The following is a 24,420-nucleotide window of genomic DNA, read 5'->3' on the forward strand; positions in this document are numbered from 1 at the left end:
TTTTACATCGGGTGCACATGCATACGGATCGCCAGATTGCCCAGAATCCAGACCGTGCCCAGGACGATGATCAGCAGAACAAGGGTTGAGAACAGGATCAGATCCAGATCCTCTCGGCTGCTGCGGCGGCGGTCGATATGCAGGAAATAGACAAGCTGAAAGATCAGTTGGGCCAGCCCCAGCAGACCAATGGTCAGATACACTCCGGTCGTTTCGATCCCCCAGCGATAGGCGACGCCGAACATGGCAAATGTCAGCAGCAGTGACCCGCCATAGCCAATCACATAACGCCGCCGCTCGCGCCAGTGCATTTCAGAGCGTTTATCCATAGGTCAGCCCTCCGAAATAGACGATTGTGATGATGCCGATCCAGATCAGGTCGAGGAAGTGCCAGAACAGCGCCAGCCGCACCACGCGCGAGATCACCAGATCGGTCATGCCCATCACGCGCAACTGGATGCCCAGCACCACCAGCCACACGCATCCCGCTGCCACATGCAGTCCGTGCAACGGGACCAGACCGTAGAAGGCCGACAAGAACCCGCTGCGCTGCGGGATGCCGCCCTTTTCGGCCATGGCGATAAAGTCCCGGATCTCCAGAACGAGGAAGCTGATGCCCAACAGCAGCGTCACGCCGAACCACAGAATAATCCTTGGCCGGGGCAGGTTGTATTTCAGGGCCAGCATTGCCAAACCAACGGTCAGGCTGCTGGTCAACAGGATCATGGTCTGGGCGAAGATGCTGGTCAGATCGAACAGTTCGTGCGGTCCCGGCCCGCCTGCCTGCGCGTCGATCATGGTGATGTAAATGGCGAACATCAGGCCGAAATAGACCAGATCGCTCATCAAAAAGACCCAGAAGCCGAAGGTTACGACCTCGGACGCCTTGTGGGCGCTGGCGTGGCGGTCGCCGAGGTTGATCCCCGGATAGCTATGAGTTGGCGCGCGCTTCATGTGACCGCCTCCATATCAGGACGCGCGAGGCCGCGATTTTCCGGCGCGGTCTCGTGGTCACGATCCACGGCGGCTTCGCTTTGGACCAGCGCAAGCCAGGCTTCGTGCTCTTTGCGGACCTCTTCTGCGGGGATCGTGACCTCGGTGCTGGTGTCGAAAGTCCAGAGGATGAAGGCGAGGATCATCGCAACGGTCATCAGCGCAGCCAGCCACCAGATCCACCAGACCAAGGCGAACATCCAGATGCCACTGGTCAAGCAGAGGATAAAGCCGATGCCTGTGTTGCGCGGCATTTCGATATCTTCATAGGCCTCAGGCTTGGGATAAGCTGCTCCGCGTTCCTTGGCGATGGCAAAGTTATCCCGGTCCGTCACCTGCGGAATGATGGCAAAGTTATAGGGCGGCGGCGGCGCCGGGATCGACCATTCCAGAGTGCGCCCATCCCAAGGGTCCCCTACAGGCACGCGGGTCTTATCCCGGTCGCGGATGCTGATCCAAAGCTGGACCAGAACTGAAAACAGAGCCGCCGTTATGACCAGCGCTCCGACAACGGCGACGATCATATAGGGGTGAAAGCTGGGGTCTTCCCAACTGTAGGATCGGCGCGGCATGCCCATCAGGCCGACAAAGTACAGCGGCAGGAAGGTCAGCATGAACCCAACGGTCCAAAGCGCAACCGTCACCCTGCCCCAACCTTCATGCAGGCGAAACCCAAAGGCCTTGGGGAACCAGTAATTATAGGCAGCCAGCAAACCGAACAGCACGCCCGGCAGCAGCACATTGTGGAAATGAGCCACCAGAAACAAGGTGTTATGCACCTGGTAGTCGACAGTCGGGTTTGCCAGGATCACACCGCTGAGCCCGCCGATCACAAAAAGCATCAGGAAGGCCAGACCATACAGCATCGGCACCGAGAACCGGATCCGCCCACGCCACAGGGTTGCCATCCAGTCATAAACCTTCACTCCGGTCGGGATCGCGATCAGCATGGTTGCAATGCCAAACACCGCATTGATCAGCGCGCTTTGGCCCATGGTAAAAAAGTGATGCAGCCAGACGGTGAAGGACAGCACAGCAATCGACATAGTGGCGATGACCAGCGAGGTGTAGCCATAAAGTCGTTTGGCCGAGAAGGTCGCGAAGATCTCGGAATAGATGCCATAGGCGGGCAGGACCAGCAGATAGACCTCGGGGTGGCCGAACAGCCAGAACAGGTTGGCGTAGTTCATCATGTTGCCGCCAAGGTCATTGGTGAAAAAGTGGAAATCCAGATAACGGTCAGCGGCCAGCAACAGCGCCGCAACACCCAGGGGCGGCATGGCAAAGACGATCAGGATCGAGCTACAGATGATCGTCCAGCAATACATCGGCAGCCGCATAAAGGTCATGCCCGGTGCACGCAGCTTGTAGATCGTGACGGCAAAGTTGATCCCGGTCAGCGTGGTTCCTATCCCAGAGACGACAATGGCCCAGATCCAGTAATCCGGCCCAACGCCGGGATTAAACGCGGCCCCTGTATAGGGCGGATAGGCCGTCCAACCTCCGGTCGAGAAATGGCCCACAACCAGCGACACCATCAGCATCATCCCTGCTGAAACGGTCAGGCCGAGGCTGATCTGATTCATCACCGGGAAGGCCACATCCCGCGCGCCGATCATCAGCGGGACGACATAGTTGGCGATACCAAACACAAACGGCACGGCCACGAAGAAGATCATGATCGTGCCATGGGTGCTGAACAGTTCGGCAAAATGCTCGGCCTCAAGGAAACCCTCGCCCGGCCCTGCGGCCTGTTGCGCGCGCATGACAACGCCTTCCAGCACGCCCCTTGCCAGCATCACGATAGCAAAGACGATATACATGATGCCGATTTTCTTGTGGTCAGCGCTGGTCAGCCAATCGCGCCAGAGTGGACCCCACAGGCGGAACCATGACAGCAGGGCAACCACCGCAACCGCGCCAACGATAACCACCGCTGCGGCGGCATTGGCGACGATCTCATTTGCGTTCGGGTTCTGGATCAGGCCCGTGATGGGCAATGCGTCCCAACTAAGGCGACCGAAAAAGCCGGACTCTGATGTCATTGCCCGACCTCCTGCCCGTAAGCGGTTGTTCCCGGTTGTTGATCCAATGGCAAAGCCTGTCCCGAGTGATAGCGATGCAGGATCGTCTGAAACAGATCGCCATCGTCCAGTCGGAAATACAGCGCGTTTTCAGGCATTTGCGGAGTACCAAGTGCCGCCTGAACCTCATCCCGGTCGGTGCGCATGGCGAGGGTCTGATAGGTCGCCTGATCCAACACGATGCCATTTTGCCGGACGCTTTCGACCCATGCCTCGAATTCGTCAGGCTGCATGGCAAGCGTTTCGAATTTCTGCTTGGTGAAGCCGCGACCGTTATACTGGGTGTTCTCGCCCTGCATCGTCTCGGGCCGGTCTGCCACCAAATGTAGCTGAGTTGTCATGCCGGGCATCGCATAGATCTGCCCCGCAAGCGCCGGGATCATGAAGGATTGCATCACCGTATCCGTGGTCAGCGTCATGGCGATCTGCTGTTTGACAGGAATGCCCAGTTCGCCCACGCTGGCGATGCCCAGTTCGGGGTAGATGAACAGCCATTTCCAATCCAGACCCACAACCTGAACCTGAACGGCGGGCTCGTCCCCGAAAGGCGCTGCATAAGGGTCCAGCCGATGGGTCGCCTTCCACAGATAGAAGGACAGGATCGCCACGATCACCACCGGGATACCCCACATCAGCATCTCAAGCCGGGCGGAAAAGTCCCAATTTGGCTTATAAGCCGCAGTGCCACCCTTTCGGCGGCGATAGCGCAACGCAATCAGAGGGACCAGCACCAGAACAGGAACAACCGCCACAAGGATCAGCACCGTCGCCCGCAACAGGTGTGTTTTTTGAACGGCCGCGATAGGGCCCTGAGGGTCCATGAAACTGTCGCTGGCACCCGCCATCTGGGCCGAGGCAACCAGCATGGCCACCGCAATCAGCGCCAAAACCGACCCGAGGGGCATTCTGATGGTACTCATACCTGCCTGTCCTCTGTGGCCCCGGATTGGCGTCAACTATCGGCAAGTGCAGGACAATTCTCAAGGTTTTTTCGAGAACGTGGAGGATTCGTCTATTGGAAGAGCAGGAATGGATTTATTTGCCCACTTCCTGCATCCTTGACGGCAAGAACTTTGGGTTTAACCAGACAGGCACAGGGCAGCAAACATCCGATGCGTGCATTTCTTTCCATCCTTCTGTTGGTCTTTGCGGCCAGCAGCGCCAATGCGCAGGATCGCGCATCGGTTGAGCGGCAATTTCAATCCTGGCTGAACAAAACGATCTGGCCGCAGGCCCGTGCCAAGGGTGTCTCTCGTGACACTATGAACCGCGCGTTTTCAGGGGTTACTCTGAACTGGGACTTGCCCGATCTTGTCCCGCCCGGAAGCAAGCCGAAGACGCCAAAGAAGCAGAAGCAGGCCGAGTTCGGCTCGCCCGGGCGGTATTTCAACGCGGGCTCGGTTCAGGGGGCAACGTCTGTCGGGCGGCAAATGGCAAAACGTCATGCCGCGACCCTTGCAAGGGTTGAGGCGCAGACCGGCGTGCCCGCGCGCATCCTTCTGGCCATCTGGGGCCGGGAAAGCGGATATGGACAGGTCCCGATCCGACATGACGCCTTTCAGGTCCTTGCCACCAAAGGGTTCATGAGCACACGGGCGGACTATTTCACCGGTGAATTGATCGCAGCATTGCAGATTGCCGAAGCCGGGCATGTCCGGGACATGAAAAGCTCGTGGGCCGGGGCGTTGGGGCAGCCGCAATTCATGCCATCCAGCTTTCTGACCTATGCCGCCGACGGAAATGGCGACGGGCGGGCGGATATCTGGGGTTCTGCCGATGACACGCTGGCCTCGATTGCGAATTATCTGGCCCGGCATGGCTGGGTCACTGGTCGAGACTGGGGGTTCGAGGTGACGGTGCCCAACACAGTGTCCTGCGCGCTGGAAGGGCCGGATCAGGGGCGGCCCATTCGCGATTGGGCGGCAATGGGCATCACGCGCGTCTCGGGCAAGCCCTTCCCGGCCCATGAACTGGTGGGTGAGGGCTATCTGATGATGCCCGCCGGGCGCAACGGACCTGCCTTTGTGGTAACGCCGAATTTCTACGTGCTGAAAGAGTACAACAAAAGCGACCTCTATGCCCTGTTTGTCGGCCATGTCGGAGACCGGATCCAGTTTGGCGTCGGCGATTTCTCTGGCCGCTGGGGGAAGGTTGGCGGCCTCTACCGCTCGGACATTGCGGCGATGCAACGCGCGCTCGAAGCGCAAGGCCATGACGTCGGCGGGGCGGACGGGCTACCGGGGTTCAAAACCCGCCGATCAATTGGACGCTGGCAAGAGGCGACCGGCCAAAGCGCGACTTGTTTTCCGGAACAGCACATGAAGGTCAGCCTGAAAAACTGATCGGGGCATATGCAATGCACAATGGATAAACTCCGGATGACAAATCCTTCACGTTAACGATTGGATTTTGACTCTGACCCTTCCAAATGGCACGATTTATCCTATTCACGCCCATAAGGACGGGCATCATTGATTGATCTGGTTTCGCAGCCTATGAGGAAATGCCGGACGCGCTGCGACCTTCCGGCCGAATTACGAATTGAGAGGCACTATGACACGTAAGGTCACCAAAGCGATTTTTCCCGTAGCCGGGCTGGGCACCCGATTTCTGCCGGCAACGAAATCGGTTCCAAAGGAAATTATGACCCTGGTTGACCGTCCGCTGGTGCAATATGCCATCGACGAAGCACGCGCCGCCGGGATTAAGGAGTTCATCTTTGTAACCTCGCGCGGGAAATCCGCGCTTGAGGATTATTTCGACCACAATCTGGTGCTGGAACAGGCGTTAGAGGCCAAAGGCAAACACGATCTGTTGGAAACGCTGAACGCCACCAACATGGAAAGCGGCGCGATTGCCTATATACGTCAGCACAAGGCGTTGGGGCTGGGCCACGCGGTCTGGTGCGCGCGGCGTCTGATCGGGGATGAGCCCTTTGCCGTGATGCTGCCCGACGACGTCATCGCCGCCGACAAACCGTGTTTGCAGCAGATGATCGAAGCCTATGAGGAAACAGGCGGCAACATGGTCGCCGCGATGGAAGTTCCGCATGAACAAACAAGCTCGTATGGGGTTCTGGATGTGGGCGACAATGTGGGCACCGTTGTGCGCACGCGGGGTATGGTTGAAAAACCCAAGCCGGATGAGGCGCCTTCGAACCTGGCCGTGATCGGGCGCTATGTGCTTGGCCCGTCGGTCCTCTATAACCTGAATTCAATGAAATCCGGGAGCGGTGGCGAGATTCAACTGACCGATGCGATCGCGGAAGACATCCGCAATGGCGTGCCGGTCTTTGGCTACAAGTTCGACGGGCAGCGTTTCGATTGCGGCTCGAAAGCCGGGTTTTTGCAGGCCACAGTGGCGTTTGCGCTGGCCCGCGACGATCTGCGCGGCGATCTGAGCCAGTATCTGAATGACATCGTTGCCACGGGGAAAGCGGCCCAATAATCACAGGCCCTTTCCCTTGACTGCAATTAAGGCGATACCGTCGGGTACTTGCAGTTCAAAGGCGTGCGCATCATGAATACTGTCTATCCCGTCATTCTGTGCGGTGGGTCAGGCACCCGACTGTGGCCCCTGTCGCGCAAAAGCTACCCCAAGCAGTTCGTGCCGCTGGTGGGTGAGACGAGCCTGCTGCAGGATTGCGCCCAGCGGATGCGCGGGCCGGACGGCGCGCCTTATGCCAAGCCCTTGATTCTGACCAACGAAGCCTTCCGCTTTGTAGTGCCCGAGCAGTTGGGGGCCGTTGGCATCGACCCCGGCCCGATCCTGATCGAGCCCGAAGGGCGCAACACTGCGCCTGCGGTTCTGGCGGCTGCGTTGTATCTGGCCAACAGCGATCCAGAGGCGATCATGCTTGTCGCTCCGTCTGATCACGTGGTCCCAGACAAATCCGCCTTTCATGCCGCCGTGGCGCAAGGCGTGAACGCGATTTCTGACCGCGGGGATCTGGTGACATTCGGCATCACGCCGGACCGGCCTGAAACGGGCTACGGCTACTTGAAGCTGAGCCAGACGCCTGACACATCCGGCGCGGCCGTGCCGCTGGATCGGTTTGTAGAAAAGCCGGATTTGGACAATGCCAAGGCCATGCTGGCCGATGGCAGCTATCTGTGGAATTCAGGGATTTTCCTGTTCGCCGTGCGCGACATCGTTGCTGCGTTCGAAGAACACGCACCGGGATTGATCGCCCCCGTCAAACAAGCTGTCGAGCAAGCAAAAACCGATCTGGGCTTTCTGCGGCTGGATGCCGGAGAATGGGCGCAGGCTGACGACATTTCGATCGACTATGCGGTGATGGAAAAGGCCCAAAACCTCAGCGTTGTCCCATATGCCGCTGGCTGGTCCGATGTGGGAAGCTGGACCGCCGTGCACGAATTGAGCCAACCCGACGCAGATGGCGTGGCCACGACCGGAGAGGTCACGACCATCGATTGCCACAACGTCTTAATCCGCTCGGAATCCCCGGCGCAAGAGGTGGTGGCCATGGGTCTTGAAAACATCATCACCGTCGCCATGCCCGATGCGGTTCTGGTCGCCAGCATGGACCGGGCTCAGGACGTCAAACAGGCGGTCAGCGCTTTGAAGGCCAAGGGCGCCAGTCAGGCGGAATCTCTGCCCGTCGATCACCGTCCGTGGGGGTGGTTTGAAAGCCTTGTGGTCGATGACCGGTTTCAGGTCAAACGCATCCACGTCAATCCCGGCGCAGCGCTGAGCCTGCAATCCCATCACCACCGGTCCGAACACTGGATTGTCGTCAAGGGCACGGCCAAGGTCACCATCGACGATGAGGTCCGCCTGGTGTCGGAAAACCAGTCGGTCTACATTCCGTTGGGCGCGGTTCACAGGATGGAAAACCCCGGCAAGGTTCCGATGGTTTTGATCGAAGTTCAGACCGGCAGCTATCTGGGCGAGGATGACATCATCCGGTACGAAGATATCTACGCGCGCAGCTAACTGCGTCTGAAAGGTGGGTTCACAGAATCACCCACCCAGAACACCCTTGGCGAATGCCTGAACAGATCAGCGCTCAGTCAAGGTTTGTCCCCAAATTGGAAACCACCTGTTAGCGGCGGGTAAATCGGGCGTTCGGCCCGGTCAGACGGGATTCACGCGCCTCGCGGCAGGGTGGCGCGCAACAGAAACGTCGGACCGACAGCTACAGGAGGACGCGCCCCGTGTCTCAGAACTCACCCCGATTGAACCTGCCTTTCCTGCAACCGTCGCAGGCACAGAAACACGTCACCCATAACGAGGCGCTGCGCGAGCTGGATCTGGTTGTTCAGTTGACCGTCGCATCTGTCGATGCAATCACGCCACCACCCGCACCCGAACAGGGGGAAATCCACGCATTGGATGCGACACCCGGCGGGGATTGGTCGGGGCATGGCGGTGAGCTGGCCGCCTGGCTGGACAACGCCTGGCGTTTTGTCGCCCCTCAACCGGGATGGCGCGCTTGGGATCTGGCCAGCGCGCAATTGAAGATTTGGGATGGCAACGCGTGGGTTACTCCTCCGATTGCGACGCAAAATCTGGATGGCGTGGGTGTCGCCACCAGTTATGACAGCACCAACCGATTGTCTGTTCGCAGCCCGGCCACGTTGCTGAGCCATGATGGCGGCGGTCACCAGCTAAAGATCAACAAATCCGGCGCGTCCGAGACCGCATCCCTGCTGTTCCAGTCCAATTGGACGGGTCATGCAGAGATGGGGCTTTCCGGCAGCACTGGCTTTTCGATCAAAGTGTCGCCGGATGGCGGGACATGGACCGAAGCGCTGAGCTTTGATCCCGCCACCGGCCATGCAGGTGGGGCCGCAGTCCAGAGCAGCCCCGATGACACAACCTCGGGTCGCCTGATGCGCGCGGATTACGGCTATGGGCCGGGCACCCTGCTGGGCACAGTGTCAGAAGCGGCAGGCACCCCGACCGGCGCTGTGATCGAACGCGGCAGCAGCGCAACCGGGGACTATGTGCGCTTTGCCGACGGGACCCAAATCTGCACCGCCACATTGCCCGCGACCGATTGCACAAATGTCGAGGGTGCGCTGTTTGCCAGCGCCACCGCGACATGGGCCTTCCCTGCAACCTTCGCGGACACCCCCGCGATCAGCGGCGGCGGCGGCGCTTTGGCGCGGTTTATGGGCTTCGACACCCCATCCGGTTCACAAGCAGCCTACAAGGTGCTGTCCGCAACCTCGGACAGCGCAACCGTGTCACCAACTGCCATCGCTGTCGGGCGCTGGTTCTGACGTAACGCCCTTTCGTTACCCGGCGCAGACTGAACGGGTTGAGTGGATTTGCCTCAACCCGTTTTCTGACGTTCAAAGATTGAATCCGCCACACCAGACCACGCCTCAAAAACAGCAAGAAACTGTCGAATGCAGGTCAAAGCTGCTGTCAGGCATTGAAACCGAACGCAGTTTCTTTGATGGTAACCGCGCCGCAGGCGGTAATTGGTGAGAAGGATTTTTTAGAATGCGTATTGCGATGATCGGCACCGGCTATGTGGGCCTGGTGTCGGGGGTGTGTTTCTCGGATTTCGGTCATGACGTGATTTGTGTCGACAAGGCCGAAGCAAAGATTGAGATGCTGCGGGCCGGAGAGGTTCCGATTTACGAGCCCGGCCTTGATGTGCTGATGGCCAAAAACGTAGCCGCAGGACGGCTGAGTTTCACCACCGATCTGGCCGCAGCCGTGGACGGCGCGGATGCGGTCTTCATCGCGGTGGGCACGCCGACGCGCCGCGGCGATGGCCACGCAGACCTGACCTATGTGATGGCCGCCGCGGAAGAGATCGCTCAGGCCGTCACCGGCTATACCGTCATCGTCACCAAATCGACGGTGCCCGTGGGGACCAACCGCAAGGTGCATTCGGTTGTCTCTGCCGCCAATCCGGATGCGGATTTCGATGTCGCCTCGAACCCGGAATTCTTGCGCGAAGGTGCGGCGATTGACGATTTCATGCGCCCCGATCGTGTGGTGGTTGGAGTTGAAAGTGATCGCGCCGCCGAAGTGATGGCCGAGATATACCGCCCGCTTTATCTGCGCGCCTTCCCGATCCTGACCACCGATCTGGAAAGCGCCGAGATGATCAAATACGCCGCCAACGCATTTCTGGCGACCAAGATCACCTTTATCAACGAAATCGCGGGCCTGTGCGAACGGGTGGGCGGCGATGTGAAAGAGGTCGCGCGCGGCATCGGTCTGGACGGGCGTATCGGCAACAAGTTCCTGCATGCAGGGCCGGGCTATGGCGGCTCGTGCTTCCCGAAAGACACCGCCGCACTGGCGCGGATTGGACAGGAACACGCCCATCCCATGCAGATCACCGAAACCGTCATACGCGTGAATGATGAGGTGAAGAAGCGGATGATCGAGAAAATCCGCGAGGCCTGCAATGACAGTTTCAACGGCAAAACCGTTGCGATGCTGGGCGTCACCTTCAAGCCCAACACCGATGACATGCGCGATGCACCATCGCTGACCATTGTCCCGGCCCTGATCGGCGGCGGGGCCAAGGTGCGCGTGGTCGACCCGCAAGGCAAATCCGAAGGTGAGGCCCTGTTGCCCGGTGTTGACTGGTGCGAGGATCCCTACGCCGCCGCAAAAGGGGCCGACGTCGTGGTTCTGCTGACCGAATGGAACGAGTTCCGCGCGCTGAACCTGAACGATCTGGCCGAGGCGATGAACACGCCCCGGATGGTCGATCTGCGCAACATCTATTCCGAAAGCAAAGTGCTTAAATCCGGCTTTGAAACCTATGTGGGGGTCGGGCGCTGAGCGCCCGATGAACTCGCCCTCACTTCGCAGCGTATAGCGGAACCGAGTTGCTGGCCCCGTCGGTCAATGCCTTGCTCTGATCGCGGCGCACTTGTTCATAGATCGCCAGAGACTCGGATGAGAACAATTCGGTCGGCGGCTGAACCGGGATGAAATTGCTGTGGGCGTCAGACCCTCTTGCCAGCAGCGCATAGTCTTTGTCGGCCACCAATTGCCGGGCGCCGGGGCTGAGGTAACGGATCGCCAGGCCGATCCGCCGATCCTCGGACTGGTTCGGCCCAGACCCATGGATCGTCAACCCGTGATGGAGCGACATCTGACCGGGTGCAAGCTCGACATGGGTTTTGTCACTGTCTGCAACGTCTACGGCTACCTCCTGACCACGGGACAAAAGGTTGGTGTCCGAATAGGTATCCGTATGCGGCAGGATCGGATTCTTGTGGCTCGCACGCACGAAATCCATGCACCCGCTTTCAACCGTTGCCGGTGACAGCGCAATCCAGGCCGTGACCTGATCGGGCGTCTCACCCATGCCCCAATAGGTCAGGTCCTGATGCATACCAACCGTGTGTTTGGTATTCGGCTCTTTGATGAAGAACTCGGCCGACCATATCAGAATATCGGGGCCAAGAACGCCTTCGACCACATCCAGAACGCGCGGGTCCTGCGCAATCTGCGCGGCAAGCGGAACGACCAGATGTGCATTGATCCGCTTATAGGTGTTCAGCGGCAAGGGCAGATCTGCGGCCAGCCAGTCGCGCTCGATCTGCTCCAGTTCCGCCCGATACCCGGCGGCTTCGTCTTTGGAAAAGACGGAAAGAGGAAACAGAAATCCGTCCTGCCAATACTGGTCGGCCTGTTCTTGGGTCAAAGTGGTATTCATAGACATCCGGTCACCTGTTCGCTTAGCGCGTTCAGCCTATCCCGACTTTTCAGCATTCCATAACTGAACCTCTTGCCTGTCAGGCTAAGCTTGACTTAGCCTGCGCCCATGTCTCGCCGCATTCCCTCTCTCAACTGGTTGCGCGTGTTCGAAGCTGCGGCGCGAACCGAAAGCTTTGCGCGGGCCGCCGCGCAGTTGAACATGTCCGCCGCTGCCGTCAGCCAGCAGGTCAAAGCGCTGGAAACCCGGCTGGGCACGCCTTTGTTCCACCGTCACGCCCATGCGGTTACGCTGACCGAAGCAGGTCGGGCCTATCTGCCATCGGTTCAGCAATCCCTTCTGATGCTGGAAACCGCGACCTCGGGCCTGTTCGGAGAAACCCGCGAGCAGCGGCTTTATGTGCAATCCATTTTGCTGTTCGCCCATGGGATTTTGGCCAAAGGCGTGCCTGCGCTTCAGGCCGCGCAACCGCAGATCAACCTGTCGCTGGCCACCGGGAATATTGCGTCGGACTTCGCCAACCGATTCACGGATCTGCAAATCGTCTTCGGCAACCCCGCCCTGTTCGGCAATGAAGGCGATGAACTGCTGCGCGAGGTTTTGTACCCCGTCGCGCCGCCAGAGATTGCCGCCCGGATTCAAACCCCCCAGGATCTGTTTCAGTTCACTTTGATCGAGGTTTCGACCCATCGCGTAAGCTGGCCGCATTGGTTCGAAACCATGCGTTTACCCGCCGGGCAGGCCCGGTTCTTTTTTGCTGACAATTCGATCATGGCTGCCGAGCTGTCGGCCAGCGGTACCGGGATCGCGCTGGCCCGCGCGCCCGCTTCGGATCGGATCATGCAGGTTTCGGGGCTGGTGCCCTGCCTTCCCGACGCTCAGGTCGCCGGGCAAGAGGCCTATCACCTGATCTACCCGTCCCGCACCGACCTGCGACCTCCGGCGCGCGTTTTTCGCGAATGGCTGCTGGACTACAGCGCCGCCGTCCAGACGCGGTAACGTCCCTGCCCTGTGACCTCGCGGATCAGGCCGCGCCGCATGAAGCGGTCGATATTGCGCTGAACCGCCGCGCGCGAGGCTTTGGTGAGTTCCTCGGCCAGCGGGGCCGACACCATCGGCCAGGCGGTCAGAACGTCGATCAGCACCGGCGGCGTGCGCCCGGACAGGTCCTGCGTGGCTTCACGGGCACGCACCTCCCACGCGCTGACGCGATCCAGATGCAACAGGGCCGCCAGCGCCGCCTGCCCTGCCCCGGTGATCCACGCAGAAAGTTTTTCTTCCGGCTCGCCAACCCCGCGCAAGGCGCCGGGACCGGACAGCGCCAGCGGCATGAACAGCGCCCCGCCCCGCCCCATCGAGGCGGCGTGACGCGCAGCAATGATCGCGGCCTCTGTATCCTGACCAATTCCTTCGGATAGCGCGCGCCAGGCGTGAAACGCGATGGCCGCCTGCGTGACCGGGTGCAACCCTTCGGCATTGCGCATGACCTCGGCCAGATCGGCAACGGCTTCGGGCACCTCTTCGATCCCCTGCGCCATCCGGTCGAGAAATGCGGCCAGTCCGGTCTCCCAGCCGTGCGCCGAGGGCGCCGCGCCAGATGTAAGACGCCGCACGGCCCAACCTGCCCGGAACAGCGCCTGTACATCATCACTGGTCGCGCCGATCCGCAGACCCGTCCACAGGGCCAGCCGGTCGACGCTGATGCGATCCCCGGTCCACCAGCCAAGATCGGATACATCCATCAGCGCAAGACGATGGGTCCACCCCTCGGGTCCGGCCCGCAAGCGCTCGTCCAAGGCCCCAAAGGTGACAGCCAGATCTGCCAGTTCGGCGGACAGTTCTGATTGCGCTCTGCGCCAATCGCGCGGATCAAACAAAACCCGCGTATCTGCGCGAGGACCGGGGGGCAGGAAATCGTCGCGTGGTTCATCCTCTTCGGGCGGCAGGAACCACAGATCATCGTCATCCGGGGGGTCGGTGTCATAGATGCTGCGCGGTGTGGCGTCTTCGGCCTCATCCTCAGGCGCAGGTATGACATGTTTCGACTTCATGCCCGCATTCTTTGGGCATTTTGGACGGTTCACAAGGGGTTTCTTCTACAGCGTTTTGCGTTTTGTCTGAGGTACATTCATCGGAATGCGCGTTCGACCAAAGGGAGAGGAAGCGCATTCCGATTCAAGTTAAACGCAAAGCGCTTTAACCCGCAAATGTCTGGGTCAGCACGCCCAACTCACCGCTCAGGTCCGTCTGGGAATCGCTGCCCAGCAGCATATAGCCATACCCGCCCTGCGCCCATGTCGCGGTGGCCAGACCGCTTAGCACCGCCTGCTTGACGTCCTTGGCGGGGGCAGCCGGACCCTGCCGGATCACGCAGAAGGCCAGCGGCTGGCCCTGCTCATCCGCGAACACGATCTGAACCAGCGGCTTGCCCTTGAACGAGAGGATCTGTGCCCGCTTCAACTCGAGCCCCGGCAGGGACTCCAGCGTTTCTCGGTTCAAAGACCGGCCCAACGTCTCTTCGGCCTCAGCGATCTGCGCATCCAGCGTGGCAGGCGAGACATCCAGCCCAGCGATGGTTTCCGGCACATATAACGACTGGTAGATCGCCGCCTGCTGCGCCCAACCCAACTCGGCCGGGCGCGTGGCCCAGAAGGTTACTGCAAAGGCAGCAATTGCGGCGGATGCGGCCACGGCAAACAACCGCACCACACCGCCCGACCGTTCAGGGGCAAAGGGCGCAGGCAGGTCAATCTCCGGGGCAACGGCGGGCAGGCCCTCGAACACCTGCTGCACGACGGGCGCAAACGGATCAAGCGCCATCAGGCGGCCTTCCAGCGCGGCGTCCTGCTCAACCGCTGCTTCGATGGCCCGAGACTGCGCCTCGTCCAGTGTGCCTTCCAGATACGCCTGCAGCGTCTCGTTGGAAAACGTCATTTGCCACTCCGTTGCGCGGTGCCTGCCGCATCATGTTGCATTACGGTCTTCAATTTCTGCCGGGCGCTGGACAACCGGCTCATGATCGTGCCGATGGGAACGTCCAGCAAAGCAGCAGCCTCGCGGTAGCTGTACCCCTCGACGAACACAAGCATCACCGTCTCGCGCTGCGCCTCTGGCAGTTGCATCACTTGTGTAAACACTTCAGCGGCGAAAATATTCGTTTCTGAATCCGGGCCGGTTGCGACAAGCTCGGCCTCGGGCGTCACCGACAACGCCTGCGCCCGTCGCACCGCACGCGAGCGCACCTCATTCAACCAGATCGAGCGGCAGATTGTCATCAGCCAGGAATCCAGCCGATCCTGCGATGTCACCTGATGGTGGCGTTCCAGCGCGCGCAGGCATGTGGCCTGCACCAGATCATCCGCCACATCCGACGCGCCCGACAACGCCAGCGCAAAGCGCCAGACACGTTTGGAATGCGTCTGCACGGCGGTCCGCACCGCCTGTTCCGAGCTCATTTCACCAGCCATCGAATAAAATGCGACCTGTGTGTGTTTCTCCTCCACGGACCGGGCCCGCGTGCTCAGGACTGGCATAACCCGAGGAGGAATGAAATGAAACATCTCATACAGGCAGTCACGTTTGCGTCGGCAATTGTTGCAGGCCCGGCCTTTGCGGCAAGTTGGACATTGGTGCCCGAAAGCTCTCATCTTGCATATGGAAGCATCAAGAAAGACACGGTGGGCGAGGTCAACAGCTTCACCTCGCTTAGCGGTCAGGTCAGCCCGGATGGGCAGGTCGAGGTCGAGATCGACCTGTCCTCGGTCGAGACAAACATCGATATCCGCAACGAACGGATGATCGAATACGTCTTTCGCAAAGCGGGCACCGCAATCCTGACCGCCAAGATCGATATGGACAACCTGACCGCATTGGAGGTCGGCCAAACCACCACGCTGGACAGCCAAGCCGCCCTGTCGCTGGTCGGAACAGATGTCGAATTTGACGCAGAGCTTTTTGTCGCGCGCCTGACGGAGAACTCGGTGCTGGTGACAACAAGCGACATGGTATTCGTCAGCACCGAAGATGCGGGCGTGAATGCGGGCATCGACAAGCTGATGGAACTGGCCGATCTGCCGGGCATCACCCGCACCGTTCCCGTCACCGCGCGGTTTGTCTTTCATTTGGATGACGAACAGGCCAGCATTGCGCCCGTATCCTCGCCTCAGGTCGCTGCCGTCGCGCTGGACGGCGACGTCAAAGCCGGTAAAAAGGTATTTCGTAAATGCAGCGCCTGCCATCAGGTGAAAGAGGGGCGCAACGGCGTTGGCCCATCGCTGTTCGGAATCATCGGCGCCCAGGCCGCACAGGTCGACGGGTTCCGATACTCAGAGGCCTTGCAGGAGTCCGGCATCACCTGGACATCCGAGACCCTATCCACCTTTCTGCGCGACCCAAGGGGCGTGGTTCTGGGCAACAAAATGCAGTTTCCGGGCCTCAAAAAGGACGAAGATATCGTGAATCTTCTGGCGTATTTGAGGGATCAGGCGACAGGATGACGCCGGAGGCGCATACCTGCAGGGAAAACGCTTCTACATGAGCTTAGCTGACGGATAGTCGCCTGAGGCTCAGGGTCAGGCGACAGCCCGCTTATACTTACCAACGCTTGGCCACATAGCCTTTGCCGCCGTCGGCATTCATCGGAATATTTGCCTCCAGCGTTCTCTAAACTTTTTCGAACAGGCCTCTGTTTTGAGGCCCCGCGAAGAAGCTAAAATTTTATTCTTAGTTATTAGCACCTTGACGCAACCCAAAACACGCAAGTAACCCACGATCGCGCAGGATAGTGCCCTGCAGCAGTAAGCTTCTTGGCACGACACAGCAACGTCGCGCGCATTGAATTCAGTCGCGGATGCCCACTTGGTTCGCGAAACTGACTCTTTCGCCAAAGCAGCTCGGTTGATACGATGTTGCACCCACTTTCAAAAATGTTAGACAATTTTAATCGTAAGAGCGGCGAGCCTTAGGCTTAGGGCAAACGCCGAACGAACTCGCGCAAGGACTTTCAAGCCAGTGAACCGAATGAACATCAGCGTAACCAAGTCAATCCAAGGCCAAAAAGACCTGGTCGATGAAGTGATCGCCAGCTTCGCTCAGAAAGGTCGCATATTGGACATCGGTACAGGATCTGGTTTGGCGGCACGCAGCTTTTTCAGTGCAGGTTGGGATGTTCTGGCATCCGGCATGGACATGGAAGCTTATTTGGACGAAGACCAAGGGGGCTTTCCGGAGGGCATTGAACTGCTGCCCGATTTGGATATTTGCGACATGCAATCGATCGCCACGTCCAGTCTCGATTGCGTTTGGTGTGCTCATGTTCTGGAACATGTCTCTGACACCGGCCGCGCGCTAGGCGAAATCCGGCGTGTGCTGAAACCTGACGGCCACCTCTTTATAGCCGTGCCGCCATTCAAACATCAGGTCGTGGGGGGCCATGTCAACTCGGGCTGGAACCTCGGCACCTTGATGTATGTCCTTGCTGACGCGGGGTTCGATCTGTCCGAAGGACGGTTCATTCACCACGGCTACAATCTGTTCGGAATCGCTCAGCGTGGCCCCGGCCCGTTACCAAAGGGCGCATTGCACAGGGCAAATGGAGACCTTGAAACGCTGCGGGATGCAGGGCGTTTCCCGAAAGGTTTCGATGCGAAGCAACGATTCGAAGGGCAGCTGACCCAAGTCAACTGGAAGTGGAATACGATACCCGAACAGGTTCCTGTATCTCGAAAAACACTGAGAACTCCTCCGCCCATCGCGAAGATGCGGATCGCATTCTTCGTCCCGTGGATCACGAAAGGGCGCGGAGGCACTGAAAATGTCGGTCAAATGATGGCCAACGCGATGGCGCGGCGCGGCCACGCAGTCATGGTCCTCACTTTCGATGACGACAAACAACCGTCTCGCTGGGAGTTGGATCCGTCGATCAACCTCGTTCACTTGAGCGAGGCAGATACGGAACGAAACCACCAACAAATGCTTCTCGAAGTTGCCCGCTGGAACCCCAGTGTACTGGTTGGGCTGCATATGAATCGTAGTTATTTGCGGTACGTCCGTTGCGCCGGAAAGCTGGGCCTACCCTTGGTTTTGTCGGAGCACTCTGAACCGACGAACGTATTTGACCGCGGAACAAACTCGAAATGGGAGCGCGAGTTGGCGTTTACGGGGGCCACCCGGATTCATTTGGTCAACCCATCACTTCTAGACGATTTGCCCAAGTTTATCGCTGACAAGACCAAGTTCATTCCCAATACCGTGAACCAAGCGACTCAACTTGCTGAACCTGCAGGCTCAACTGGTCGCAAGGTCCTCCTGTGCGTCGCGCGATTGGTTCCCAGAAAGAACTTGTCGGTCCTCCTAAGAGCATTTGCCACCGCCGTAGCGAAACAACCGGAATGGCATCTTCAGATTGTGGGGGGGGGTCCCGAGTTAGAATCGCTTCAGAAGCTGACGTCGAGCTTGCGGATTTCCAAAAACGTGGAATTTGTTGGTCATCAGGATAACGTCGCCCGTTTTTACCAAAACGCGCACCTTTTTACATTGCCATCGGTGTCCGAGGTATTCGGATTGGTGACCCTCGAAGCCATGGCACATGGGTTGCCGGTGGTCGCAATGCGAACATCAATCGGTGCATCGTTGCTTGTAGAAAACGAAAAAACCGGACTCCTTTCGTCGGGACCATTTGGTCTCGGAAGTTATCCGGAAGACTTGGAACGCTTAATGTCAAATTCTGACCTTCGTTCCACAATGGGTCAGAACGCAATCGAACGGTATCGCCAATTTTTTGCGCCGGACATTGTTGAAGATCAATGGGAAGAACTTATCAGTGAAGCCGTTGAAAACAAACGAACACGTGCACGACCGACAGCCGAAGACTATCTTACCGCCCGTGTTGATGATCTTATTTTCGGCGATATGAGTCGCGTGGGTAAAAGCTGATTAGGTCGCAAAGCATGTCACAAAGCCATACAGATAAATACCTCCGGTTCAGAGGATTTTTGACCTCCCAGCAGAAAGACTGCAACGATGAGGTTGATATACGCTCAAAGGTCCTCGGATTACGCGAGTCCAAGCTGACCATCGGCTATGTAGAAAGCTCCCTGAAGTCGGGAAATGGTGCAAATCTACGCCTGCTCTTTCCGAACTCATTGGCGTTGGACAACCCAAACTGGAAGAAAAGCCAGAACTTCTTGATCACCGGTAACCTCTTCGAAGACGAGGAACACAGCCACCGTGCGACAATGCGGCTATTCAATGAGCAGATCCCTCTGGATGGCGCTATACTATTTGAGCTCGGATTCCTCGCTTCGACTCACAGTTGGTCGCACGCTTTTAAGTCCGGCGATCCGAAGATGGCTTGCCTGGGCTATGTGTACGACGACCTTGCTCACTACTATATGGCGGATTATCCGAACCGTCTGATCCGAAAGCTGAATAGCGACGACGAGCCGACTGAGGATGAAATTGCAAGGTCGCGGCGATTGATTGAACGCATCGTTCAACAGCGCATCAGTAAGTACAATGCTCAGCCAATGGAACCCCCGGCGCTTAGGCAGTCATTTACGCGCCGTGTCTTGGTTTGCGATCAGTCTTTTGCAGACGCTTCAACTCTCTACGGAAAGATTGACGAAGCCGGTTTCGAGCGAATGCTTCTTTCCGCAATTCAGGAAAATCCTGGCGCTGAAATCATTGTTAAATCTCATCCGGACACATCTTGGGAAAAAGAAAAGAGGGTCGGTTACTATTCACACCTTCAAAGCACAGGTCGCATCCGGATACTGCGAGAGCCAGTCAATCCGTTTACTCTGTTCGAGTTGGTCGACACTGTATATGTCGGGTCCAGTCAACTGGGACTCGAAGCGCTCTTTGCTGGAAAGAAAGTAGTTTGTTTTGGCGCTCCTTTCTATTCCGGCTGGGGATTAACTGATGATCGTCAACCGATTCCGCACCGGCATCGGAGCCGGACGCTAGAGGAAGTTTTTCACTACTTCTATATCTGGTACACCATCTATCATGTGCCGGGATACTCAGCACCCAGTCAGATCGAAGATGTACTGGACTTTATCGAAGAAAACAGGCCCTTTAGCCTGCCATGTGCCGCGTCGGATGCCGAAGAAACACCAAAAGTTTCGATTGTTATCCCTGTATATGGCGTAGAAAACTATATCGAGAAGTGCATTACTTCAGTTCAAAAGCAAACTCTGCGCGACATAGAAATAATCCCGGTAAACGACTGTTCACCGGATGCAAGCCAGGACATAATTGATCGCCTGGCAACTCACGATGCAAGAATACGTCCAATTTTATTGGACAAAAACGTTGGCCAGGGCTTTGCTCGTAACGAGGCTATCAAAGCGGCGCGTGGAGACTATGTTTGGTTTCTCGACGGTGACGACTGGCTGGAAAACCCCAGGGTCTTGAGTGAACTCTATAATCGCGCAATATCAGAGAACTTTGACATGGTGCGCGGCCGTAAGGCTTATGAGGCTATTTTTGTCGGCGATGAACTGGTTGAAAAGAAACAGGACAGAGCCGAACGTTTCTTTGAAGACGACGTCTATCGAACAACTTACGCGGACACGCCAAATATTCTGAATAACAGGCATTTCTGGGTCTGGCTGTATCGCCGGGAATTCTTGCTGCAGAACGATATCCACTTCCGGACTACGCAGTGGGAAGAGAGAGCTTTTCTTGTGAAAGCCCTTGTGAATGCAGAAAAAATCAGCCTGCGCAACATAGATTCTACAGCGTATCGAATTCGCGTTGGCTCTACGGCCCGTCGCGTTCGTACCGCGCGTGACTTCGAGCTAATGTTGCAGAACTTCAAATTCACGCTCGATACCCTGCTCGATGCCGGTGCGGGCGATGCCAGTAGCCCGCTACGCGAACATCTTCGCTACAACGTGTCACAATTGCTCGCTCAATTGGTCGATGGTGAAGCCTATCGGTTTGCCGTTTCTGAAGGGCCGGGTAAGCGTGACGCGTTCATAAAAAGCGTGAAGCAGATCCTTGAGCATTGCCAAGTCTCACCGGACGAAGTCCTCTCGGAGTTTGTACATAATAACAAATCACTTGCGAGAGCTTCGGCTTATCCATTGATTGCCGCAAGTATTTTGGCAGAACGTGCTGACATACTGGACTATGTGATCAACAGAGAGCCGATACCACAGGACAAGTTGTACGAGGTCACATTAAAGGAAACGCAGGCAGCCACACCCCAGCGCGACCTGCAGACCGCCTTGAATACCTACGCGCGTAACGAACGCGTGACGATTGCCAAGCCAGAGGCGAGCAAACCTTTCGACAAGCCCCGGATTGTTGTTCATATCGGCTCAACAAAAACCGGCAGCACCTACATTCAACACCTGTTGGAGCAGAACCGACCTGAATTGATGCGTAATGGGGTGTGGTATCCCGAAGTCGGTCTGTTCTGGCAGGAGTCGAGACCGCACAAACAGGCGGGACACGCGGGCGTTGTGCCTTATATCGTGTCAGACGATCGCTTTTTCCTGCAATATATTGAACGCGGCCTTCAACTTATGGAAGGGCGCATTCATACCATTGTCCTTTCCAGCGAAGCGTATTTCTTACAAAAGAACGCGCATAAAATTCCAGAGTACTTCTCTGGCTATGATGTTGAGATGATCGTCTATCTGCGCGATCAGGTCGAATGGGCCAACGCGCAATATTGCGAGTTTGTGGCCGGCGGAGCAATCGGCAGAGTTGAAGACCCGATTTCCAACTGGTTGGAAAGCGCCGAGGTTGCCCGTTTCCTGGACTACCGAAACGTGTTGAACGCCTGGGCCAGCACGATTGAGCGGGAGAAGATAACCATTCGTCTTTTCCAGAAGTCCGAGTTGATAGACAACGATCTTGTTACGGATTTTTCCCAATCGACAGATTTGGAACTGTTGACCAGGCTTCCCATGCCATCGAAATCTCAGACCAATTCCGTTCAACTGTCCGGGCCGCATGTTGAGTTAATCCGAAGCTACAACTCAAGACCATTTCGAACAAAAGAGGCATATCTGGACTTCATCGAAGAGGCGACGACAGGCCTTAGCAACTGGAGGAAGTCGCGCGACCTGCCAATGCCAAAACCTTGGCTGCTGACCCCTGACAACGAAGACTGGATCAGATCTGCCTGTCAGGAGACGAATGCAAACATCGCACAGCTGTGGCTTGGACGATCGACAGGCACGTTGTTTGGCGGCGACAAGGCCAAACCGGCCGAAACCGCTTTGTATCAAGACGAAATTGCGATCGTCTCCAAAGCCTATGATCGCTTCAAGCCGGTCCAAGAACTCGAAGCAGAGCCAATGCAGAATGCTGTAGGTCGATCCAAGATTCTCGTCAACTATGGTATATTTGGCTGGCGGCTTTGGTTGCTGTCTCCGGTCTTGCGCCGGGTCTGGAAAAACCGCCTTACGCCCCAGACCAAGGCAATTTACAAGCGAAACCCTGCAAGGTTCGCGCGTGAGAAGTGGACGCGGAAAAAGCGTGACAAACTCATCGTTGACCTGATCTTTCCTGATTGGAACGTTATGGGTCCATTTGGAGTTTTGCGTGCTTGGCGGCCGATTGTCCGGCCCGTACTCAAATCGAAGCGTCACCCTGAACGGCTGGAACAATTCGACGCTGACCCTGTCCTGTTTGCACGCAATCAAGACAATAAACTGCACCGGATAGTTGGGCGTTTGTTGTATCCCATGGGTGAATTGAGGGAAAAATAATGTCGCCGACAGACGCTGAAGTCATTCTGGAACTGTCCGATGGCCACCTTACCAATCCGTCTGATGGCGACAGGCACCGCTTGTTCTATTCTTCGGTCATGTTGGCATTAAGCGATCTCTCTGTTCGTGTGCGGCCCGTGCGTTTGCCCTTTGGCGCTGACAAGAGCCCGCGCCTTTACAAACCAGGTCAATTGGTCATCAGTTTCCATTCCATTGGCCGGGCGGGAAATGTTCTGCGCTTCAAAGAAAGCTACGTTCCACCTTATTACACTTTGGACAGGCTCGGATATTCCGGCTTCTCGGAATTGGCGACCCATCCGTCAAACTTCCTGGATCGTATTGAGCGGACTTCGTCAAAGGAAGCAGAGCGTTTTGTAGCGGGTCTGGCCAAATCGCAAGCTGAAGGGAACGCATCAAAGTACAAGCAGTCAAAGATCAAGTCGCACCCGCCGGGGCAATTCATCTTCATGCCGCTGCAAACAGTCGAAGATACCGTAGCCGAGCTCAACCACATCAAACCGCCTCAGGTTGCGTTTGCGTTGGCGGATTATTGTGAGAAAGTTGGCCAGACTCTGGTCATAAAACGCCACCCTTCATGCAAATCCCGTGCCGTAGAAAAAATGCTGATTGACTTGCAGCGCAAGTTCGAAAGCGTTTATCTGACGGACGGTTCGATCCATGGGCTGATTAACAAGGCGTCCTGTGTGGTTGGAGGAAACTCCGGTGTCCTATTCGAGGCTTTGCTGCAAGGGGCCAATGTGATCACCTTCGCGAAATCGGATTTCGCGTTGGCCACGACACATGTAACCGAACTTGACAGCTTGCTGAAAGCTTGTGGAAAACCTTCGCCGATTGATCCGGCTTTTCAGAAAAAATTTTTGACCTGGTACCTCACTAAATACTGTGTTCTGGCCGATGACGTGCCGGAAATCAGATTGCGTATCGCCAAGGCGCTGGCCCAGCTGGATATCCCCGCAAACCTGGTCAATGTAGAGCAGCAAAGCCTGTATGACGAATATGCGTCATCCGAGATGCAACGGCGAAAGAGGTTTTTGAAATCTTCCGAGCCCTACTCAACCTAGCGCTCAGAGTTCCACCTGGCCCTGACGCGGCTCAGTCGAAAGACAAAAATTGGTCTGGAACGCCGGCAACTGCGTGATTGAACCCGGAAATCTGCAATTGCTTCAGATTTTGGAGCGACGCCACAGGACGGCACCGCTCCAATCGTTTCAGAGCAGGAAAACGTCATCTTCCAAAATGTTCGCGATACCCAGATCGCCACCGCTATCAACTATGTCAATCGACACCGGCTCCGATGTACCGTCCAAGCCCAACCGCTCGGAAAGATCGAAGCCATTTGCCAGCAATTCTTCGCCCTCAGTGGCGTGGTCCGTATCCAAGGGAACAAAATCGAATTCCGGTTCATCTGACAAACTGTCCGAAATCGGCGCAAGGAAGGCCATCTTTTGTTGGGCAACTTTTGGCGCGGGACCAATAAAGCCGCTTCCATCCAGATCAACGCCATAGAACACCTCGACATCAACAACGTTGGTGATCGGCTGGCCGCTCACACGCACGCCTTGATCGTCAAGCGTCCATTCCGCATAGCGGCCATCTTCATGCTGCAGCAGGAGCAGGTAACCCGGACCGTTGCTTTCAACCTGAATCGCGCTCCAGCCGGGCAGGCTGTCAGGGCCGATCTGGTCCCCTCTCCATGTCACTTCCGTGCTGCCGTCGATCAGGTAAACCCCACGCGTCGACGAGGCCAGCGTTGTCGCGCCGTCATTTTCAACGGTCGTCGTGAAATGACCAATCGTGCCATCATTGTTCAGATCAGCACCATAGAACACCTCGACATCAATGACGTTGGTGATCGGCTGGCCGCTCACACGCACGCCTTGATCGTCAAGCGTCCATTCCGCATAGCGGCCATCTTCATGCTGCAGCAGGAGCA

19 protein-coding genes are annotated in these 24,420 nt (G+C 57.3%); 10 read left to right on the forward strand and 9 right to left on the reverse strand.

What is annotated here, in order from left to right; all coding sequences use genetic code 11:
- Positions 1-2: 2 nt before the first annotated feature.
- Genes ACR0LW_RS07760 through ACR0LW_RS07775 form a run of 4 tightly spaced genes read right to left on the reverse strand, consistent with a single transcriptional unit; the run spans position 3 to position 3,997 of the window.
- The gene (locus ACR0LW_RS07760; RefSeq protein WP_480882144.1) at positions 3-329 is read right to left on the reverse strand and encodes a cytochrome o ubiquinol oxidase subunit IV; all 327 of its coding nucleotides are present in this window, start codon (positions 327-329) and stop codon (positions 3-5) included.
- On the reverse strand, positions 322-954 hold the full coding sequence (locus ACR0LW_RS07765; protein ID WP_170453723.1) for a cytochrome c oxidase subunit 3: 633 nt from the start codon (positions 952-954) through the stop codon (positions 322-324). Before ACR0LW_RS07765 ends, ACR0LW_RS07760 begins: the two co-directional genes overlap by 8 nt.
- Entirely contained in the window at positions 951-3,038 is a 2,088-nt protein-coding gene (locus tag ACR0LW_RS07770) for a cbb3-type cytochrome c oxidase subunit I (protein WP_480882145.1), read from the reverse strand. Before ACR0LW_RS07770 ends, ACR0LW_RS07765 begins: the two co-directional genes overlap by 4 nt.
- Complete coding sequence (locus ACR0LW_RS07775) at positions 3,035-3,997, reverse strand: cytochrome ubiquinol oxidase subunit II family protein (protein ID WP_480882146.1); 963 nt, start codon at positions 3,995-3,997, stop codon at positions 3,035-3,037. Before ACR0LW_RS07775 ends, ACR0LW_RS07770 begins: the two co-directional genes overlap by 4 nt.
- Before the next feature lie 192 nt (positions 3,998-4,189).
- Here ACR0LW_RS07775 and ACR0LW_RS07780 point away from each other — a divergent pair, with 192 nt between their 5' ends.
- The 5 genes from ACR0LW_RS07780 (at position 4,190) to ACR0LW_RS07800 (ending at position 10,856) form a co-directional block, all read left to right on the forward strand.
- Complete coding sequence (locus ACR0LW_RS07780; RefSeq protein WP_480882147.1) at positions 4,190-5,419, forward strand: lytic murein transglycosylase; 1,230 nt, start codon at positions 4,190-4,192, stop codon at positions 5,417-5,419.
- A gap of 211 nt (positions 5,420-5,630) precedes the next feature.
- The gene (gene galU, locus ACR0LW_RS07785; RefSeq protein ID WP_170453719.1) at positions 5,631-6,524 is read left to right on the forward strand and encodes a UTP--glucose-1-phosphate uridylyltransferase GalU; all 894 of its coding nucleotides are present in this window, start codon (positions 5,631-5,633) and stop codon (positions 6,522-6,524) included.
- A gap of 72 nt (positions 6,525-6,596) precedes the next feature.
- Positions 6,597-8,033, forward strand: a complete 1,437-nt coding sequence (locus ACR0LW_RS07790) for a mannose-1-phosphate guanylyltransferase/mannose-6-phosphate isomerase (protein ID WP_480873999.1) — start codon at positions 6,597-6,599, stop codon at positions 8,031-8,033.
- A gap of 221 nt (positions 8,034-8,254) precedes the next feature.
- On the forward strand, positions 8,255-9,325 hold the full coding sequence (locus ACR0LW_RS07795; protein ID WP_480882148.1) for a DUF2793 domain-containing protein: 1,071 nt from the start codon (positions 8,255-8,257) through the stop codon (positions 9,323-9,325).
- A gap of 226 nt (positions 9,326-9,551) precedes the next feature.
- On the forward strand, positions 9,552-10,856 hold the full coding sequence (locus tag ACR0LW_RS07800) for a UDP-glucose dehydrogenase family protein (RefSeq protein ID WP_480882149.1): 1,305 nt from the start codon (positions 9,552-9,554) through the stop codon (positions 10,854-10,856).
- A gap of 19 nt (positions 10,857-10,875) precedes the next feature.
- Here ACR0LW_RS07800 and ACR0LW_RS07805 read toward each other — a convergent pair whose 3' ends face one another.
- Positions 10,876-11,739, reverse strand: a complete 864-nt coding sequence (locus tag ACR0LW_RS07805; RefSeq protein WP_170632233.1) for a phytanoyl-CoA dioxygenase family protein — start codon at positions 11,737-11,739, stop codon at positions 10,876-10,878.
- A gap of 108 nt (positions 11,740-11,847) precedes the next feature.
- On the opposite strand from ACR0LW_RS07805, the gene ACR0LW_RS07810 reads away from it, so the two are divergent.
- Positions 11,848-12,738: a LysR family transcriptional regulator gene (locus ACR0LW_RS07810; RefSeq protein WP_480882151.1), complete on the forward strand. Its 891-nt coding sequence runs from the start codon at positions 11,848-11,850 to the stop codon at positions 12,736-12,738.
- Here ACR0LW_RS07810 and ACR0LW_RS07815 read toward each other — a convergent pair.
- The 3 genes from ACR0LW_RS07815 to ACR0LW_RS07825 form a co-directional block, all read right to left on the reverse strand.
- Entirely contained in the window at positions 12,711-13,790 is a 1,080-nt protein-coding gene (locus ACR0LW_RS07815; RefSeq protein ID WP_480626745.1) for a helix-turn-helix domain-containing protein, read from the reverse strand. The two genes, ACR0LW_RS07810 and ACR0LW_RS07815, sit on opposite strands and share 28 nt — an antisense overlap.
- 145 nt (positions 13,791-13,935) lie before the next feature.
- Positions 13,936-14,673 (reverse strand): anti-sigma factor, encoded by a 738-nt coding sequence (locus tag ACR0LW_RS07820; RefSeq protein ID WP_480882152.1) that lies wholly within the window; start codon positions 14,671-14,673, stop codon positions 13,936-13,938.
- Positions 14,670-15,206 (reverse strand): RNA polymerase sigma factor, encoded by a 537-nt coding sequence (locus ACR0LW_RS07825; protein ID WP_170453711.1) that lies wholly within the window; start codon positions 15,204-15,206, stop codon positions 14,670-14,672. Before ACR0LW_RS07825 ends, ACR0LW_RS07820 begins: the two co-directional genes overlap by 4 nt.
- An 84-nt stretch (positions 15,207-15,290) precedes the next feature.
- Between ACR0LW_RS07825 and ACR0LW_RS07830 the strand changes: the two genes are divergently transcribed.
- From ACR0LW_RS07830 to ACR0LW_RS07845, 4 genes are all read left to right on the forward strand, one after another.
- On the forward strand, positions 15,291-16,235 hold the full coding sequence (locus ACR0LW_RS07830; RefSeq protein ID WP_480882153.1) for a c-type cytochrome: 945 nt from the start codon (positions 15,291-15,293) through the stop codon (positions 16,233-16,235).
- Between the two features lie 523 nt (positions 16,236-16,758).
- A complete protein-coding gene (locus ACR0LW_RS07835) occupies positions 16,759-18,672 on the forward strand; it encodes a glycosyltransferase (RefSeq protein ID WP_480882154.1) in 1,914 nt (637 codons plus the stop codon).
- A gap of 59 nt (positions 18,673-18,731) precedes the next feature.
- A complete protein-coding gene (locus tag ACR0LW_RS07840; protein ID WP_480882155.1) occupies positions 18,732-22,466 on the forward strand; it encodes a glycosyltransferase in 3,735 nt (1,244 codons plus the stop codon).
- Positions 22,466-23,548, forward strand: coding sequence for a capsular polysaccharide export protein, LipB/KpsS family (locus ACR0LW_RS07845; RefSeq protein ID WP_480584504.1), 1,083 nt, complete (start codon positions 22,466-22,468; stop codon positions 23,546-23,548). The genes ACR0LW_RS07840 and ACR0LW_RS07845 overlap by 1 nt, the downstream gene beginning before the upstream one ends.
- Positions 23,549-23,695: 147 nt before the next feature.
- Here the strand turns inward: ACR0LW_RS07845 and ACR0LW_RS07850 are convergent.
- Positions 23,696-24,420, reverse strand: a 725-nt coding sequence (locus ACR0LW_RS07850; protein WP_480882156.1) for a hypothetical protein, incomplete at its 5' end; no start/stop codon positions are given.

This window comes from Ruegeria sp. N4, from assembly GCF_056531425.1.

Coding starts and splice junctions, on each gene's coding strand:
- ACR0LW_RS07815 (WP_480626745.1), bottom strand. CDS start 13,790: ATGAAGTCGAAACATGTCATACCTGCGCCTGAGGATGAGGCCGAAGAC.
- ACR0LW_RS07845 (WP_480584504.1), top strand. CDS start 22,466: ATGTCGCCGACAGACGCTGAAGTCATTCTGGAACTGTCCGATGGCCAC.
- ACR0LW_RS07810 (WP_480882151.1), top strand. CDS start 11,848: ATGTCTCGCCGCATTCCCTCTCTCAACTGGTTGCGCGTGTTCGAAGCT.
- ACR0LW_RS07825 (WP_170453711.1), bottom strand. CDS start 15,206: ATGGCTGGTGAAATGAGCTCGGAACAGGCGGTGCGGACCGCCGTGCAG.
- ACR0LW_RS07760 (WP_480882144.1), bottom strand. CDS start 329: ATGGATAAACGCTCTGAAATGCACTGGCGCGAGCGGCGGCGTTATGTG.
- ACR0LW_RS07770 (WP_480882145.1), bottom strand. CDS start 3,038: ATGACATCAGAGTCCGGCTTTTTCGGTCGCCTTAGTTGGGACGCATTG.
- ACR0LW_RS07780 (WP_480882147.1), top strand. CDS start 4,190: ATGCGTGCATTTCTTTCCATCCTTCTGTTGGTCTTTGCGGCCAGCAGC.
- ACR0LW_RS07805 (WP_170632233.1), bottom strand. CDS start 11,739: ATGAATACCACTTTGACCCAAGAACAGGCCGACCAGTATTGGCAGGAC.
- ACR0LW_RS07790 (WP_480873999.1), top strand. CDS start 6,597: ATGAATACTGTCTATCCCGTCATTCTGTGCGGTGGGTCAGGCACCCGA.
- ACR0LW_RS07800 (WP_480882149.1), top strand. CDS start 9,552: ATGCGTATTGCGATGATCGGCACCGGCTATGTGGGCCTGGTGTCGGGG.
- ACR0LW_RS07765 (WP_170453723.1), bottom strand. CDS start 954: ATGAAGCGCGCGCCAACTCATAGCTATCCGGGGATCAACCTCGGCGAC.
- ACR0LW_RS07820 (WP_480882152.1), bottom strand. CDS start 14,673: ATGACGTTTTCCAACGAGACGCTGCAGGCGTATCTGGAAGGCACACTG.
- ACR0LW_RS07830 (WP_480882153.1), top strand. CDS start 15,291: ATGAAACATCTCATACAGGCAGTCACGTTTGCGTCGGCAATTGTTGCA.
- galU (WP_170453719.1), top strand. CDS start 5,631: ATGACACGTAAGGTCACCAAAGCGATTTTTCCCGTAGCCGGGCTGGGC.
- ACR0LW_RS07775 (WP_480882146.1), bottom strand. CDS start 3,997: ATGAGTACCATCAGAATGCCCCTCGGGTCGGTTTTGGCGCTGATTGCG.
- ACR0LW_RS07835 (WP_480882154.1), top strand. CDS start 16,759: ATGAACATCAGCGTAACCAAGTCAATCCAAGGCCAAAAAGACCTGGTC.